The sequence below is a fragment of the Flavobacteriales bacterium genome, from assembly GCA_016779995.1.
In the GTDB taxonomy this organism is placed as follows: Bacteria; Bacteroidota; Bacteroidia; order Flavobacteriales; family UBA7312; genus UBA8444.
In genome coordinates, this window is the sequence record JADHMO010000012.1 from 16,112 (window position 1) to 33,238 (window position 17,127).

A 17,127-nucleotide genomic window follows, 5' to 3' on the forward strand; every position below is an offset into this window, starting at 1 on the left:
ATGGATTAACGTTTAGATATTTTTATTAAAGTTGATTTATAGGTTTTAGCAATTTTACTCCAAGAAAATTGTTCTACAACACGGTTAGTATTTTTCCTATACAATTCTATATCTTTAAGTATTCTTATCACCGCTTGTGATATCGCTTGAGGAGTATTAATAATATGAAAACCAGCCTGTTTCGTTTCTAATACTTCCCAAGGAGTATGTTTAGAGGCTATTACTGGTGTATTTTGGAATAAGGCTTCAGCCGCTACCAAACCAAAATTTTCAGTGTGAGATGGCATAACTAAGCATTGTGCATGTTTTAAAAAACAATTCTTATCATCAGCATCAAGTTGTCCCACAAACTCTACACTATTTTGAATATTCAAGGCTTGAGAAAGGTCTATGAGTTCATCTAGTTCCCCTTCATCCATACCTGCAATAAATAATTTTAAATTAGAATGAGTTTTTAAAATATGTGGCATAGCTTTCAGCATAATATCATAACCTTTGACTTTATGAAGCCTTCCTAAACACGCAATGTAAAAACTGTTTTGCCATTTAGTATTACACTCACTTTTTATCTGACTTTCTTCAAAGCTTACACCATCACTAACTAATTCAATATCAGCTTTTGGAAAAAAATGTTGAATATCTCCAATCTCTTTTTCTGAAGTAGCATGCCAAAAAATACGTTTATGAAATGGCTTAATTAATAATTTAATCCAAAGCTTTTTTAAAAAACCTCTATGGTTGAATGACCAAGGAGTTAAACTACCTCTAGGAGATAGAAAAACAACCTTATTTTGAAGATAAGAATGAAATAAAGCAAAAGGAGTACTTAACGAATATATAGACTGTACATGAACAACGTCAGCATCTTTTATGTCTTTTGCCAATCCGAGAATCATTTTAAATGAGAAAAATGGTAACAAACATTTATTGTAGTACTTGACATTAAACCCAGATTGAGAAGTGAAAATATTAGGCACAACATCTAGCTTTCCCTTACCATTAAGATTTGTTGTTATTACATCTACATTGACCCCATGCTCAACCACTTTTTGACATAAATGATATGCAGCAAAAACAGGTCCGCCATAAATATATGCAGGGTAAAAATATGGGATAACAACAACTAATTTCATTTTAAAAAATGTTTTGCAAAATACAATTAATTAAAAAGAACTATTTTCAAAAATTATCAATTTGTTTCGATTTTAAAATTTTTGTTAAAGCTAAATTTAACTGTTTGTGATATAAGTTAAAATTCCAATATTCATGCATTAAAGAATAGGCATTTTTAGTTAAGACTTGATATTGCTCTTTATTTCTATGTAAAATTTGCATTTTATTTGCCAAATCTCCCTTTTTAGAGGCATCAAAAATTAATCCTGTATCCTTGTCTTGAATTAAATCGTAGTTAGCACCTATGCCAAGATTAGATAAAACTGCTAATGATGCCGACATAGCCTCATTGATGACTAAGCCCCAATTTTCATTATTGGAAGCTAATACAAAAACGTGAGCTAATTCAAATTCACGTTTTAAATCCATTGCAGTCAATCGACCTTTAAACAAAATATTAGTGTATTTAGAATAGTTTTCATAAATACTAGCGTATTTTGGTCCATCTCCAACAAGAATCAATTGTACAGATGTATCTTTTTCAAACTTCATTAAAAACTCCTCAATGATAATTTCTATCTGCTTCAATGGTATGAAACGTCCAACAAAAAGAAATGTAAACACTTCATTTCTTTTTCTTATAGGAGAAAATTTAAACTGATTAACATCAACAACCATTGGTAAAAAATGTATTCTTTCAGATGGCATTCCATAATATCTAAACAAATTCTTTTGGGTGTTATTTCCTCCAGCCAAACCATTTAAAAATGGATTCTTAAATAAATAGTTCAAATACCATTTTTTAGCCATACGCTTAAAAGGATTTGAAGGTATTTTTAGGGGAGTGTCAGAAATGAGAGAAATAGGTTTTTTATGTTTAGAAAAGACATGAATAATCCATAATAAAAGAAATGAAATTGAAGTGTATCCACTGAATAGAACAACATCATTTTCATCATAATCTTTCTTTAGCGTTTTGAAACGAGAAATAACGGATAGTTTATCTAAAAATAAATTGTCATCAAACTGTTCTAAAGTGTCTGGATTTGAATAAGAAGAAGTATATAAAAATTTGTAGTTTATATCGTTAGGCGAATAAACCATGTTAGCTAAATCAATTGTATATGAAGCCGGTTCAGTCAGAAATACTATTACTTTCATCCTTTTGATATAAAACGTATAAAAAGTAGGCTAATGTCAGCCAAAACAAATTAGTTTGAAAGAAGTTAATACCAATAATAGTATTTTCAAACAAACCATTAAATAAAGCATAAGTAATCAAGAAAAAAAGAAACTTAGTCTGTAAAATATTCTCTCCAAAAATTTCAATTTTTGCTCTATATATTTTATTCAAATTATAAATTAATATAGAGAAAAATAGTGTTGAAAAAATAGCGCCATACTGAACTAATATTGAAATATATCCATTATGTGCACCAAAATTTATTTTCACATCATCGAACTGTATTAATGAAAAATCGATATAGGCATAGTTTTTTAGTCCATGACCGAATAATGGTTTTTGTAAAAATGTATCTATAGCGTACAAGTATTCATATTTTCTATTAATTAATAAATCAAATTCAAGCATTCTTTGAATTGCATTGTTTTGACCACCAAAAAAAGAGAATAGTAATAATGAACCAACAATAAAAAAGATATTTAGTAAGTTTCGTGATTTATGATGTAAGATGTAAGTAATAATCGCTATTCCAAGACCCGCAATTGCTGAGCGTGAACCTGAGATAACAATAACAAATAAAAATAACAACATCAGTGAATAGTTGATAGTTGTTCTCTTTTCAGTAAATAATATAAGAGCAAAGCCTATTACCATTATAATAGAAAACTCGTTAGGATTAAAGAAAATCCCCTGATATCTAGATTCAAAATCTGGAAATTTTAATGCTAATGATGCCAATAGACTCCCAATAGTTACAAATTTTAAAAATTTGACAAATTTATTAGCGAAATCATCTTGCAATAGATATACAGAAATTGAGAAAATAGAGAATTGTACAAATCTAGCAGCCAAATATTTTAAAGACTCTAAATCCCCTATTTCAATAAAAAGATAATAGATTAAATTCAGAAAATTCAGAAAAAAGAATATTTTGAATGATTTATCAAAAACTACATTCTTTAGAATCTTTATTGAATAAATTGTAAGCAATAAAGAAAAACCCATTATTATAAGGAATGAATTCTCAGATAATTGATTAAAGTCTTTAAAACCAAAGAATATATTGTTTAAAAGAAAAATAAAGGCTAAATATTTAATTACATTACTCATCCTAGTTCTATTGAGCTGTTATGTGATTTAGCATTTTTTTTATAGTATTTTCAATCGAATATGTTGTATCAAATTGGATTGTCAATTCATTTGAATAAAAGTAGTAAATCAATTTTGATAAATCAAGATAAGACCCAGCTTCTATAAGCTGATATTTTTTAAGGTCATTCTTAACGACATCTTCAATACCTTGATTTTTAACCCCAATAAAGGGTACACCACAAGCTAAAGCTTCTAAATAAACACATCCAAAAGCTTCATATTTTGATGGTAAGACAAATAGATTCAACTCATTGTAAAATGATAATAATTCTGTGTGTTTTAATTCATTTATAAACTCGCAGTCAATATTATTCTTCTTAGCATATTGAACACACTTATTTAATGTTTTGCCACTACCGACAAACTTTAAATGTAAATTATTAATCCCTTTTCTTTTTAAAACATCTACTGCCTTTAATAAAGTTATTTGGTCTTTTAATTCCCAAAAGTTAGCCACACATCCAATTATGAATTTAGTGTTATTCATTTTTTTTGATGAGTTTACATAAAACTTTGTGGTATCAACTCCATTTACACATATATAGATTTTATTTTCAAGTCTAGGATTAATTTTAATAAGATTTGACCTAACAACACTACTAACAGCAATATGTGTGGTTACATGCCCTGAAAGTCTGTTAAAACGCTTTAAAATAAGCTTATTTTGAATCCATTTTAACAATGGAATAGAAATACCTGTTTCATTTTGTAAAACATCTAATCCATGGTGTTGTAAAATAGTTTTGCAAGAGAATTTTCTTGAAAAAAAATCTAAAAAGTTGAGAGATGGATAGTTTATATGTCCATGAATAATGGATTTACTATCAACTTTTATTTTATTTTCCTCCAAAAACATATCAAATCTCTTGAGATTGATTTTATTAAAAAAAGATGGAAAAATAAAAGATGGGAAATCAATAAGTCTAAAGGTTTTACAAGTTACACCTTCTATTATATAATCCTCTTGAATTTTTTCTAAAAAAGGAGATAATATAATTACTAATAAATTATAATTTGAATTGGCCTGAATAGCTTTTGCCTGATCTAATAAATATGAGCCACGAAATGATTCAGATGAAGGGAAAAAAGGCGTTATTACTATATAGCTATTCATTTTATTTAATTACTTCAATGAAATGTTTTTCGTTAAAGGGTTCGTACAATACCTTAGACCATTTTATCTGTTTACTAATCATATTTTTATAAAATGAATCATCTTTAATTTGTTTGAATTTTTCAATGATACTCATCTCATCAGATGGAAAATGATATTCGTTTTCATAAATACTCATCTCCTTTGTAAAAGCTGTCAATACTGTTGGTATGCCAGCTCTCAGTGAATCAAAAAGTACTGATGAATATTCAGTCATATGCAAACTACAAAGCTCAAAGCAATCATCTAAATTGTGCGGAGCACATTTAACGAAATCATACTCATAAAGAACATCTGTTGACAGACAGTTTTCAAATCTAGGGTGTTCTTTAAGAAATAGTACAATATCTAATTTATGTGATTTTATTTTATCAAAACATTCAATAGTTTTATTTAAAAGTAGCTCATTGAACTCTTTGGAATGACTTTTCGTAAACTGTAATGTATATAAAATGTTTCCGTTAAAAGTTAACTTCGGTTTACTGTACTCTTTATAAATGGATCCAATTACAAAAGAATGCTCTTTAAAATATTCTCCTCCATCAAGCGACAATAATTTATTTCTAAACCCTTGACCATAAAGCAAAACATTGGATTGATTTTTTAAAATATGTTCAGCAACTGAATTACCATTAATATAACCATAATATTTAGAGGAAATTAGCCCATGTTGATAATCATAAAGTACAGCCTTTGGAAACATTCCTTTAAAAATAGACTGAAAGCTTTGTGAAACAGTTATGATATTTTTTACATCACGTCTAATTCCAAAAAATTTTGATAATAGCTTGCCAATTTTTACATCAATTTTACTATAATTTTTTCCCTTGTAAAACTTTCTCAATACTATGACTAAAAACCAAATAAAATCAAATGGCATTACATCTTTTGAGCGTTTGTTTTTAATATCAATGTTGGGCTCTTCAATAACTATACTACTTAGTCCATTTTTCTCTATACTTTCAATCAAAGGAGAAAGGAATAAAGGATAGTTTGATTGAAAACTAAAGTGCTGAGGGTAATAAAGAAAAACATCAGTTTTATCATTAGATTTTAAGTAAGAGATAACACTTAATGAATGATAAAAAGAAGATGAACAAAAAAATCTTAAATAGTTATAAATTTTCATTATTCTTCATCATAATACCCACCGCCATAATTATAGCCATAATTATAACCGTAGTTATAACCATAATTGTAGCCATAGTTATAACCATAGTTATTAGAAAAATCGACATCGTTTAAAATTATGGAAATGTTTTTTATTTTTTCAGAATCGTAGAAGCTATTTGCATAATTTAATAATTCACGTTTGGTGTAATTTTGTCTTAAAACATATACATTCAAATCAACTAATTCCATGAGTGCCATAGAATCTGACACAATAAATACAGGAGGAGAATCAATAATTATATAATCATATTTATTTTGAAGATCCTTAATTAAATCTTTCATCATGTCTCTTCCTAAAAGCTCAGCAGGGTTTGGAGGGATTGGTCCAGATTTTATATAATCAAGATTTTCAATTTTGGAATTAAATATGATTTCTTCTTTACTAGAAATACCTGAAAGATAAGTTGATAGTCCAACATCGTTATTTTCAGTAAAAGTCAAAAACATTTTTGGTTTCCTTAAATCAGCACCAATTACAATGGTCTTTTTACCAGAAATAGCATAAACTGTTGCAATGTTTTTAGCACAAAATGTTTTTCCCTCACCACTAATTGAAGATGTAAACAACATAGTCTTACCAAGTTTGTGTTTTGGAAGGATAAATTCTATATTGGATCTGATGTTTCTAAATGATTCAGAAATTCTTGACTTAGGTTTTTCATTGACAATCAAATCAAAACCAGTATTATTACTTGCAACATATCCAAGGTAAGGTATTTTAGAATTCTTTTCTATATCTCCTGGCCCTGTAATTCTAGTATAAAATAATTCAATAAGAGTAAATACTGTGAATGGTAAAAATATACCTATCAACAATGCTAGAATATTATTTTGAGATTTATTAGGAGAAACCAAAACTCCTGATTGTATAATTGCTGGCTCAACCACTTTAGCATCAGAAACATTACCAGCACTTAAAATTCCAGCTTCAGTTCTTTTGGTCATTAGTAGTAAATAAATATTTTCACTCAAATCATAATGTCTTTCTATATTGATGAGCTCTCTTTCAACACTAGGCAAAGTCTTTAACAAATCCTCTGAAACTTTGATTCGATTGCTAAAATCGTTGATTAAAATACTATTTTTAGACTTCAAATTTGAAATCATATCATTAAGTGTTGACTTCAATCTATCAATTTTAGCATTTAGTTCAGATATAATAGGATTTATTAAATTCCCATTGGGGTTTAACTGATCTCTTTCTAGTTGTAAATCAACTAATTCAGTAGTCAAATCATTCAAAAGATTATTAGAAATTCCATAACTTACTGGAATAATTACATCTTTAAATGATGATTTTTTATATAAATATTCAGATAAATAATTCAAGTACTTATTCTCAATTAAGAGTTTAGATTTTTCATTTTGTAGACCTTTGATATCATCGTAAAAATTTTCAGACTCAACACTAATTTGAACAACCCCATTGTTTTTTTTGAATAACTGTAGTTGAGCTTCAATTAGATTCAAAGAATCCTTAATTTCATTCAATTGTTTATCAATAAAATTTATTGTGTTTGTAGAAACTTCATTTTTAGTGTTTAAATCATTTTGAATATAATTCTCACATAGTTTATTAAGGAATTCAGTTTCTTTTACCAAATCCTCTCCTTTTACTGTGATGTTTATGATAGATGCATCATTCGATATTCTGTTTACTTTAATCTTATTCTTATAGAGTTTAGTGATAGAATGCGGATTTTTAACCTTAACAATTAATGATGGATAATCATTGATTTTTCCTAAATCAAAATAATCATTAAGTGATACTGAAAAAGAACCATAAGACGAATTAACAACTTCATTAAACTGGTAAGTCTTTTTAGCCATTACACTAGACTCAATGGTATATTGATATTGATTTAATAACTTTATACTAAATTCCTGACCGTACTTCTGATTAAAATCTATAGGACTAAATGTAATTGGTCTGTATTTGTATGATTCTGCAGTTTTTATGTTACCTTGAATAAAATACTCTACATTAAATCCTAAATCATTTACAGTTTTATAAACCAAAGGATAAGAAGTAATCATAAAAATCTTATCGGAAAAATTTACTGAATTAAATTTTGATGTTTTTTCACCCAAAACAGATTCTAAAGGGTCTATTACACTAGATGAATTGCTAACATTCATCTTTATAGAATTTGAAAAAATATTTGCAGAATATCTATTAATAAGTAAAGATACTAGCAAGGATAAACATATACTTAATGCAAACCATTGCCAGTTTTTTAAAATTAAAAAGGCAAACTTTTTAATAGGTATAAAATCTTCATCTAATAATTTAGCCATTTTATTCGTTTGTAAGTAAAAAGTAAAGGGTTAAACTTGAGATTAATACAGATAATCCAGAGGATAAACTATTAATCACAAAAAATCGTTTTTTGACGGGCTCAATGTTAATCACATCACCAGATTTAACAAAGAATTTATTGGTATTTGCTGTATTCAAGTCTGTTAAATCAACATAAAAAATTTCTGGCTGTTCACCATCAAGACGTATAACTTTAATTTTCTTTCTATTTGCAGTAGAAGTAAAACCATTTGCCAATCCAATAACATCAATAAGATTCATTGATGGTTCAATAATATTTTTTGTGCCAGGGCTATTCACCTCTCCCAAAATAGTTACGTTAAAATTAAGAAAGACAACCTTAACAAAGGGATTAGAAAAATAATCTTTAGCTACATTTTTAATTATTTTTTCTGTTTCTTCTAGAGATTTTCCTCTAACAAATATTTCTCCCAAAATAGGTAAAGATACATAGCCTGAATCGTTTACTAAAAAGCCGTAAATATGAGGATTAATTAATCTAGAAGTTGAATTATCTTGGCTTCTATTAAAGAAATCATAATTAGTTGGCGTCAAAGATTTAATCTCTACATAAAGTAAATCACCATCTGATAATATAGTTTTATTTTCTACAATATTTAATTTAGAATTGTTCTTAGAATGAAAAATATCTAAATCCTTATTTGTAATACAAGAAGATAACAAAAAAACTAAGAAAAGGTAAAAAGTGGTATTTCTAAACATGTTTAGGTAGTTTGAGTACCTACAAATATAATGGATTTCAAATTTTAAAGAAAGAAATACTTTCAGCAATTACCTTTTTTAATTGATTTGGCAAAAAATTTACATCAAAAGGGTGCTTAGCATTGAAAACATGATCAGAATCTTTAATTTTCAACAACATAGAATTTGAAATATTTGCATATAATTCCTGTGCTTCAGCAAAATCTACTGTTTGATCATTATCGCCATGTATTATTAATGTAGGAATTGATAACTTTCGACAAGCTTTAGGAATAGAAAAGTGAGATTTATTATTTATATAGTCTTCATAAAATTGATAGTAGAGTGGCATTTGCTGGTTCGTTCTACTATTAAAAACATAAACTACTCCTCTCTCTTTCCATAGATTAACTTTATCATTTTCGATTCTTTTTTCAAAATCGCTTACACTTGCCCATGATACTAGTTTTTTAATGATAGAATTTGAGGCTGCTTTTAAAATAGAAATACCTCCACCTCTACTATGCCCCAATAAATAAATCCGACTTAAATCAACTTTTTGTTCTAAATTATTTTTAGCCCATTCAATAACACTTTCTAAATCTTCTAATTCAATTGAAATGTTATTGTTGCCAAAAGCTTCTAAATCGGTAAAATCAAGTGGCTTTTCAGAAGAAACACCATTGTGAGAAAAATTAAATTTCAGGAAATTTAATCCTGATTCTACAAAAATATTGGAAACGGTATTAAATGGCCCCCAATCTTTAAAACCTTTGAAGCCATGACTAAATATTACTAAAGGACTATTTTTAGATTTAGTAAAATTTATATCAAGAGTTATGTTTTTGTTTCTCTGACTAGGAATAACAAAAGTCTTCATAGGAATAATTTATAATTTAACGAATTTATAAAATTGTTCGTTGGTATTTATAAAATACACTCCTGCTTTTAACATTGAGACATCAATAACATTTTCATTAGTTGAAAGAAGTAACTTGCCAGAAAGATTGTATATATTCTTTAATCCGACAATGGAAATATTAATCTGATTTTCGGCTGGATTAGGATATATAAAATCGTCAATGGCTAAATCATAGTTAGTAGATACAGAATTGTCTTCATAAACTTCAAATCCATCTATACCAGCTTCTACCAAATGATTGTATGGGTTGTAATCAGAAACCTTAAATGAAATTCTCATTTCGGATGTAGGAATTATAAATTGAGAAATATTAATATTTTTCTCTATCCATTGGTTATTCAATTGTCCAATAGTAGTTGAAACTAGTTTTGAGGTCATACCATTAGAAAGGTACACACTTAGGGAATCATCACCATCTGACCAACCGCTTCCATTAGCAAACCATTCAAAGTACCTTACTGTAGGATTATTATAAGTTGTTAAATCAAATATTGGTGAAGTTACTAAGGTATAGCCGTCATCTACATCATCTGCTGTGGCTCCACCTCCTAAAGCATTTCCTGTAACTAAAGCATTGCTGTAACAATCACCAGAAATATCATCACTTGGATTATAGATTTCACCATTTTCAATAGTAGGATTAGGATTTCCTATTTCCCAAACACCACTCGATGAGTTACCACTAACAAGCCAACCAAAATCAAAGGTAAAATCATCATAATATGAATCCTCTAAATTTAATAGTAAAGGTAAGCTATCATTTGATATAGTAAGAACATCGCATTTTGTACGATAACCCCAACTACCATAATAAAAGGTGTAGTCTGACTGATAAAGCGTGTCTAGTATAAACTCACCTAGCTGATTGGTTGTTAATGAGTCATTAAAAAAGTTGCTAGAAATCATCAAATTACAATTAGGAATACCGTTACCTTGACTATCTACAATTTTACCTGTTTTAGAAAAAGATTCCTTTGGTAATAAAGCTATGTTTTGAACTACAATTTCTCCGTTAACTAAAGTGACTTCTAATGTATCAGTAAAATAACCGTCTTTACTATACTCTACATCATAGGTGTTTGCGTTATCTATACCCATAAAGTAATTACCAGATAAGTTTGTAGAAGCACTAATAATATTATAGGTTAAAATTCTAATGGTCGCATTGGGTATAGGATTTCCAGAGAGTGAGTCTTTGACTAGACCTTCTAGAAAAGCTGCTCTTTCATATTCAGGGTCAAGAACTAAAAGTTGTCCTTCTCCATTTGGACCACTATTTATTTCTACAGATAGCACTAGTCCAGATGGTAAATAAGGGTATGCACCCCACGAACCATCAAAGCCATCTCCTCCTCCTGAAAAGGCATCATAATGCCCTACCTCCACCATATTGCTGGGGTGAGAAATATCATGTATAACTATACCATCTCTATAATATGAAGTGACGAGAAAATCCCCGTAAACATGTACGTTATGTGGAATAACTGTAGCTATTTCTGGAGATGAACGAATTCTATCAATCTCTTGAATATTACTCAAGTCTGAAACATCATATGCCGCTATGTATGCACCACTTTTCTCATCAGTAGTAAATAAGGTTTTACCATCATCAGAAATCCAACAGTTGTGAGTAAAGGCGTTAGGCGTTTCATGAAAGGCTAGACTATCATTAAAAATTACTGGATTTGAAGGGTTTGAAACATCTATAGCAAAAAAGTAACCTTCATAAACTGCTGAGCCCCAAAGGGTATCACCACGAGCCATACCATCATGTAAGTAGAAGTCATCGAATAAGCCTAAAATTTCTGGCAACACAATATTACCTTGTTCTAAAGAAACGTCAGTTACATCTAAAATAAGCGCACCAGCATTGTTTTGAGAACTTCCACCTACATTACCTCCAAATATATAGGCTTTACCAAATTCATCTATATAAATGTTATGGGCTTTTGAGAACATAAAATTGCCTGAGTAATCATTATTTGTATACAGGTATGTACCCCCAGTCATATCGTTCAAGTCAACAATTAACAGACCATCTGAGCCTTCATCGGCAGTAACATAAGCGTAATGCCCCCATACTTTAATATCTCTCCAAATGGATTGAACTCCTGGAATGAAAAATGATTCTGTAGGATTAGATGGGACTGATAAATTTACCACTGAAAAACCATTTTGCAGTCCTACCAAAGCATACTCAGTACCAGTAGAATCTACATAGCCCCAAACATCATTACCTTTCGTACCTGGATAATCTAAAGAACCAACAAGAGATATGTTGCTACTACTTTGTGAAAAAACAGAAAAGGAAAAGGTTAGAATTAGTAGAATTAATAGCTTTTTCATAATGTGCAGTTTGGTACAAATATACTTCAAAAAGGAATTGAGCTATTTAAAGCTCAAGTTTAAACTGATTGTCAGTACTATCCTCGTCAATTATAATTTTAGTTTCAGAATCTGTTTCATTTTCTATTGGTTCTGACTCATTTTTTTCATCGGATAATTCTGAAGCACTAACATCATCAACAACAACTTCTTCTTCGATTTCTTTCTCAATTAAAGTGAGTTTATGGACTTTTTTAGAACTCAATTTGTTACCCTGAGCATTTTCTCCCTTAATGGCAATAAAATCGTTTAAAATGATATTTTCTTCTTTCCTTTCTTTACCTCTTTCTTTAATGAAAGATATATCCAATTCAGGAGCAGGATGTGAAGTAATAATTTCTAAAAATGAACCTTTAGAATCACTGATTATAGAAGTTGCTTTGTCATTATTAACGGCGAGAAATCGCTTTACATAGTAACAGTCTTTGGCATTGTCAAAGTAAACTGCTGTAAGCGGTCTTTCTTTTTTCCACTTTTCAATTAGTAAAATATCATCATTAAAATGTCTACCTAAATCGAAGTTGATGAGTTGTAAAACACCAGATTTTTGAACAACAAGTATTTTATCATCTGCTTCAAACTTGCCTAAATACTTACCTCTTTCTTCTATATTCAGTTTATTTATCACATCGTCAAACCAAATTTTTCTAGCAGATAATGTTGATACGCCTTCTTCTTTAAGTTCAATTTTTTTGATGGGGGTTTTACAAACAAGGTTACCCATAGATAGCTTACCTTTTATAGCTAATTCAGAAAAATCGATATCAATTTTTAGCTTTTTTAGACGCTGTAATGCTCTTAAGTGAACGGTAACTTTTTCAGCTTCACCATTTGGGTTTGCAGAAAAGTAAATGACTTCCCCTTTTCCATTTTTGGTAAGGTCATATTCTTTGTCTCTTGTTGAGCTAGTGATGTGAAAACGCTTCATGTAGGAGTTTTTAGTAACCCCATTGGTATAAATCATGTTGTAAGTAGTTCTATCATCTTTTTTCTTAAACACAGCAACGTGTATGATATTTTTACCAACAAAGGTCTTTTTATCAACCTTGGTAACTACGACTTTACCATCTTTTCTAAATACTATTATTTCATCGATATCAGAACAATTACAAACAAATTCATCTTTACGCATACTAGTGCCGATGAATCCTTCTTCTTTATTGACGTAAAGTTTTTGATTTTTAGCAACAACTTTGGTCGCAATAATATTATCAAAAGTTTTTATTTCTGTTCTTCTATCCCTGTGTTCACCGTATTTCTTTTTCAGATTTTTAAAATAATCAACCGCATAATCGACTAGATTAGCCAAGTGATTTTTAATGACTGCAATTTGCTCCTCAAGTTTTAGAATATCCTCATCTGCTTTAAAGCTATCAAACTTTGATATTCTCTTAATTTTTATTTCTGTAAGTCTAACGATATCATCCTGAGTTACTTCTCTAAGAAGATGAGTAGTAAAAGGTTTAAGTCCTTTGTCAATGGCTTGGATTACAGATTCCCAGGTTTCACATTCTTCAATATCTCTGTAGATACGATTTTCAATGAATATCTTTTCTAAAGAGGAAAAATGCCATTTTTCTTGTAGCTCTTTAAGGTTTATTTCCAACTCCTTTTTTAACAACTCAAGGGTATTCTGTGTCGATACTTGTAGCATCTCACTAACTCCCATAAAACGTGGAGTGTCTCTGTCAATAACACAGCCTAATGGGGAAATGGCTAATTCACAATCTGTAAAACTATATAAGGCATCGATAGTTTTGTCTGGTGAAATTCCTGGATGTAAATAGACTAAAATTTCGACACCTTCAGAAGTATTATCATCTATTTTTTTAATCTTAATTTTTCCTTTATCGTTAGCTTTGAGAATAGAGTTTATCAAAGAAACTGTTGTGGTTCCATGCGGTAGTTCACTAATTTTAAGTGTCTTACTGTCTAAAACTGAAATTCTAGCTCTGACTCTGACTTTTCCTCCTCGCTTACCGTCATTATAGTTAGAAAAATCTGCTTGTCCACCATTTGGAAAATCTGGATATATTTTGGGTTTGCTACCTTTTAAAATTTTAATCGAGGCATCAATTAATTCATTGAAGTTGTGGGGTAATACTTTTGTCGATAAACCTACTGCTATACCTTCAACACCTTGAGCTAATAATAATGGGAATTTGACAGGTAAAGCGACAGGTTCTTTTCCTCTCCCATCATACGATGGAGTAAACTCTGTAATCTTGGCATTGTACACTACTTCTAGTGCAAATTTGGATAGTTTTACTTCAATGTATCTAGCTGCCGCTGCACTATCTCCAGTCAGGGTATTTCCCCAGTTTCCTTGTAAGTCAAGAAGTATATCCTTTTGACCGATTTGAACCATAGCATCGTAGATAGAAGCATCTCCATGCGGGTGGTATTTCATAGAATGACCTACTACATTGGCAACTTTATGAAAACGGCCATCATCTAAGTCTTTTAAAGCATGAAGAATACGTCTTTGTACTGGCTTAAGACCATCTTCAATTAAGGGGACAGAACGTTCTAAAATAACATAAGAAGCATAGTCCAAAAACCAATTCCTATACATTCCATTGACGTGAGAAATGTCTTGTGGCAAATTGTTATGTTCTGAATTATTTTCCACTATTTGCTAAAATTTAATTTTTGTTTTAAATCTTCTTGCTCTGCTCGTGATAAAAGAGATATGTTAACTTTACTTTTCACTGATTTATTTTTTATCATTTGTCTGACAACTAAAGATTTTCTTAATCCAAAATGGGATGTAGAAATATTATTTTCAAATGGTTCTTTGATGTTGACTATAATTTTCTCTCTATAGTTTTCAGAAAATTCACTCATAAAAATACAACTGGAGTAAATTTTCAAGTGTTCAGCATTTTTTTCAATTTTAAAATCATTTAAGCCTACTAATGACAATAATAATGGTAGAGCCATAGGTAATAAAATATATAACATATTTTGTTGAAGAAAATAGCGGATACTGCCATTAGTAAAACATAGAAAAACAAAAAAAATAAAGTATGACACTAGCATAATTAAATAAATACTCTTTATCAAAAAGAGTTTATTATCATTTGAAAAAATGTCTTTATTATTATTCATAACTAATATCTTTTTCAACTCTTAAATTTTCGATAATAAATTCTTGTCTTTCTGGCGTATTCTTGCCCATGTAAAAAGAAAGCATGTCTTCAATATTCATTTTTTTACCAATGATTACTGGTTCAAGCCTCATGTCTTTTCCTATAAAATGCTTAAACTCATTAGGCGATATTTCACCTAAGCCCTTAAATCGTGTTACTTCAGGGCTTCTTCCTAGTTTTTCTAAAGCATTAACCCTTTCCTCCTCAGAATAACAATAGATAGTTTCTTTTTTATTTCTAACTCTGTATAATGGAGTTTCAAGAATGTATAAATAACCGTCCTTGATAAGCTCTGGAAAAAATTGCAAAAAGAATGTAATCAACAGCAGTCTAATATGCATACCATCAACATCGGCATCAGTAGCAATAACTACATTTTTGTACCTCAATCCCTCTAGGCCATCCTCAATATTTAAAGCGGCTTGTAGTAGATTAAACTCTTCATTTTCATAGACTATTTTTTTGGTAAGTCCGTAAGAATTTAAAGGCTTACCTTTTAAGCTAAAAACAGCCTGTGTATTCACATCCCTTACTTTGGTGATAGAACCACTTGCTGAATCTCCCTCTGTAATGAATAACGTAGTTTCTAATCTTCTATCATTTTTCTCATTATTGAAATGGATCCGACAATCTCTAAGTTTCCTGTTGTGTAAATTAGCTTTTTTAGCACGTTCTTTAGCCAACTTACGAACACCTGCTAGTGCTTTCCTTTCTTTTTCTGCTTCAATAATTTTCTTCAAAAACAACTCTGCCGTCTGAGGGTTTTTGTGAAGATAATTATCTAATTGCGTTTTGATAAAATCATTAACAAAGGTTCTAATAGTCACCATTCCTGGACCTATCTCATTAGAACCTAATTTTGTTTTGGTTTGGGATTCAAAGACTGGCTCTATAACTTTTATACTCACTGCCGCAACAATACTTTGGCGGATATCAACGGCATCAAAATTTTTGCCGTAAAACTCTCTTACAGTCTTAACAACAGCCTCTCTAAAAGCCGCTTGATGTGTACCTCCTTGGGTGGTGTGCTGACCATTTACGAATGAAAAATATTGTTCGCCATAACCCTTTTGTGAATGTGTCATTGCCACCTCAATGTCCTCTCCCTTTAGATGCATAACGGGATAAACAATTTTAGAGTCGATATTTTGGTCTAATAAATCCTTAAGTCCATTTTCAGAATAGAACTTCTCTCCATTATAAATTATAGTTAAACCTGGATTAAGGTAACAGTAGTTCCAAAGCATTTTTTCCACATACTCATTAAGAAAGCGGAAATTACCAAAAATGGTATTGTCAGGAATAAAAGTAACTTTAGTACCCTTTCTATTAGAAGTACTTTCAATTGGTGCATCATTGATGATAACACCATTTTCAAATTCTGCTAGTTTACTTTGTTCTTCTCTAACACTTTGAATTTTGAAATAGCTAGAAAGTGCATTAACAGCTTTAGTACCTACACCATTCAGTCCAACTGATTTTTTAAAGGCTTTAGAATCGTATTTAGCTCCTGTATTTATTTTAGATACACAATCGATAACTTTTCCTAGAGGTATGCCACGACCATAATCTCTTATAGTGACTTTTTTATCTCGGATAGAAACTTCAATAGTTTTTCCATTACCCATCACATACTCATCAATGGAATTATCGATGACTTCTTTGATAAGGATATATATACCATCATCAGCAGATGAGCCATCTCCTAGCTTACCAATGTACATTCCAGGGCGAAGACGGATATGCTCTTTCCAGTCTAAGGAACGAATGTTGTCTTCTGTATACTGATTTTCTGCCATTGATTAGCTTTAGTTCTTGGTGTTATAAAAAAGGATTGTAAAATTAAAAAAGACTATTCAAAATCACTTCTAA

Annotated in this window: 12 protein-coding genes; all 12 read right to left on the bottom strand. The window is 30.0% G+C overall.

Annotated elements, in window-relative coordinates:
* Positions 1-5 precede the first annotated feature (5 nt).
* The 12 genes from ISP71_07390 to ISP71_07445 are packed head-to-tail and all read right to left on the bottom strand — an operon-like array spanning position 6 to position 17,054.
* Positions 6-1,133, bottom strand: a complete 1,128-nt coding sequence (locus ISP71_07390; GenBank protein ID MBL6663909.1) for a glycosyltransferase — start codon at positions 1,131-1,133, stop codon at positions 6-8.
* A gap of 46 nt (positions 1,134-1,179) precedes the next feature.
* A complete protein-coding gene (locus ISP71_07395) occupies positions 1,180-2,274 on the bottom strand; it encodes a glycosyltransferase family 4 protein (protein MBL6663910.1) in 1,095 nt (364 codons plus the stop codon).
* The gene (locus ISP71_07400) at positions 2,249-3,406 is read right to left on the bottom strand and encodes an O-antigen ligase family protein (protein MBL6663911.1); all 1,158 of its coding nucleotides are present in this window, start codon (positions 3,404-3,406) and stop codon (positions 2,249-2,251) included. Before ISP71_07400 ends, ISP71_07395 begins: the two co-directional genes overlap by 26 nt.
* Before the next feature lie 7 nt (positions 3,407-3,413).
* On the bottom strand, positions 3,414-4,562 hold the full coding sequence (locus ISP71_07405; GenBank protein ID MBL6663912.1) for a glycosyltransferase family 4 protein: 1,149 nt from the start codon (positions 4,560-4,562) through the stop codon (positions 3,414-3,416).
* Between the two features lies 1 nt (position 4,563).
* Entirely contained in the window at positions 4,564-5,730 is a 1,167-nt protein-coding gene (locus ISP71_07410; protein ID MBL6663913.1) for a hypothetical protein, read from the bottom strand.
* On the bottom strand, positions 5,730-8,072 hold the full coding sequence (locus ISP71_07415) for a polysaccharide biosynthesis tyrosine autokinase (GenBank protein MBL6663914.1): 2,343 nt from the start codon (positions 8,070-8,072) through the stop codon (positions 5,730-5,732). The genes ISP71_07410 and ISP71_07415 overlap by 1 nt, the downstream gene beginning before the upstream one ends.
* A gap of 1 nt (position 8,073) precedes the next feature.
* Positions 8,074-8,817, bottom strand: a complete 744-nt coding sequence (locus ISP71_07420; protein MBL6663915.1) for a polysaccharide biosynthesis/export family protein — start codon at positions 8,815-8,817, stop codon at positions 8,074-8,076.
* 37 nt (positions 8,818-8,854) lie between these two features.
* Positions 8,855-9,676 (bottom strand): prolyl oligopeptidase family serine peptidase, encoded by an 822-nt coding sequence (locus tag ISP71_07425; GenBank protein ID MBL6663916.1) that lies wholly within the window; start codon positions 9,674-9,676, stop codon positions 8,855-8,857.
* Between the two features lie 9 nt (positions 9,677-9,685).
* Complete coding sequence (locus ISP71_07430; protein MBL6663917.1) at positions 9,686-12,064, bottom strand: choice-of-anchor B family protein; 2,379 nt, start codon at positions 12,062-12,064, stop codon at positions 9,686-9,688.
* Between the two features lie 46 nt (positions 12,065-12,110).
* A complete protein-coding gene (locus tag ISP71_07435) occupies positions 12,111-14,738 on the bottom strand; it encodes a DNA gyrase/topoisomerase IV subunit A (GenBank protein ID MBL6663918.1) in 2,628 nt (875 codons plus the stop codon).
* Positions 14,735-15,214, bottom strand: a complete 480-nt coding sequence (locus tag ISP71_07440; GenBank protein ID MBL6663919.1) for a hypothetical protein — start codon at positions 15,212-15,214, stop codon at positions 14,735-14,737. The genes ISP71_07435 and ISP71_07440 overlap by 4 nt, the downstream gene beginning before the upstream one ends.
* Complete coding sequence (locus ISP71_07445; protein MBL6663920.1) at positions 15,207-17,054, bottom strand: type IIA DNA topoisomerase subunit B; 1,848 nt, start codon at positions 17,052-17,054, stop codon at positions 15,207-15,209. Before ISP71_07445 ends, ISP71_07440 begins: the two co-directional genes overlap by 8 nt.
* Between the last annotated feature and the right edge of the window lie 73 nt (positions 17,055-17,127).

Bases quoted from the DNA above. Each gene is read 5' to 3' on its own strand.
- ISP71_07425 (MBL6663916.1), bottom strand. From the start codon at position 9,676: ATGAAGACTTTTGTTATTCCTAGTCAGAGAAACAAAAACATAACTCTT.
- ISP71_07445 (MBL6663920.1), bottom strand. From the start codon at position 17,054: ATGGCAGAAAATCAGTATACAGAAGACAACATTCGTTCCTTAGACTGG.
- ISP71_07405 (MBL6663912.1), bottom strand. From the start codon at position 4,562: ATGAATAGCTATATAGTAATAACGCCTTTTTTCCCTTCATCTGAATCA.
- ISP71_07415 (MBL6663914.1), bottom strand. From the start codon at position 8,072: ATGGCTAAATTATTAGATGAAGATTTTATACCTATTAAAAAGTTTGCC.
- ISP71_07390 (MBL6663909.1), bottom strand. From the start codon at position 1,133: ATGAAATTAGTTGTTGTTATCCCATATTTTTACCCTGCATATATTTAT.
- ISP71_07410 (MBL6663913.1), bottom strand. From the start codon at position 5,730: ATGAAAATTTATAACTATTTAAGATTTTTTTGTTCATCTTCTTTTTAT.
- ISP71_07420 (MBL6663915.1), bottom strand. From the start codon at position 8,817: ATGTTTAGAAATACCACTTTTTACCTTTTCTTAGTTTTTTTGTTATCT.
- ISP71_07440 (MBL6663919.1), bottom strand. From the start codon at position 15,214: ATGAATAATAATAAAGACATTTTTTCAAATGATAATAAACTCTTTTTG.
- ISP71_07395 (MBL6663910.1), bottom strand. From the start codon at position 2,274: ATGAAAGTAATAGTATTTCTGACTGAACCGGCTTCATATACAATTGAT.
- ISP71_07400 (MBL6663911.1), bottom strand. From the start codon at position 3,406: ATGAGTAATGTAATTAAATATTTAGCCTTTATTTTTCTTTTAAACAAT.
- ISP71_07430 (MBL6663917.1), bottom strand. From the start codon at position 12,064: ATGAAAAAGCTATTAATTCTACTAATTCTAACCTTTTCCTTTTCTGTT.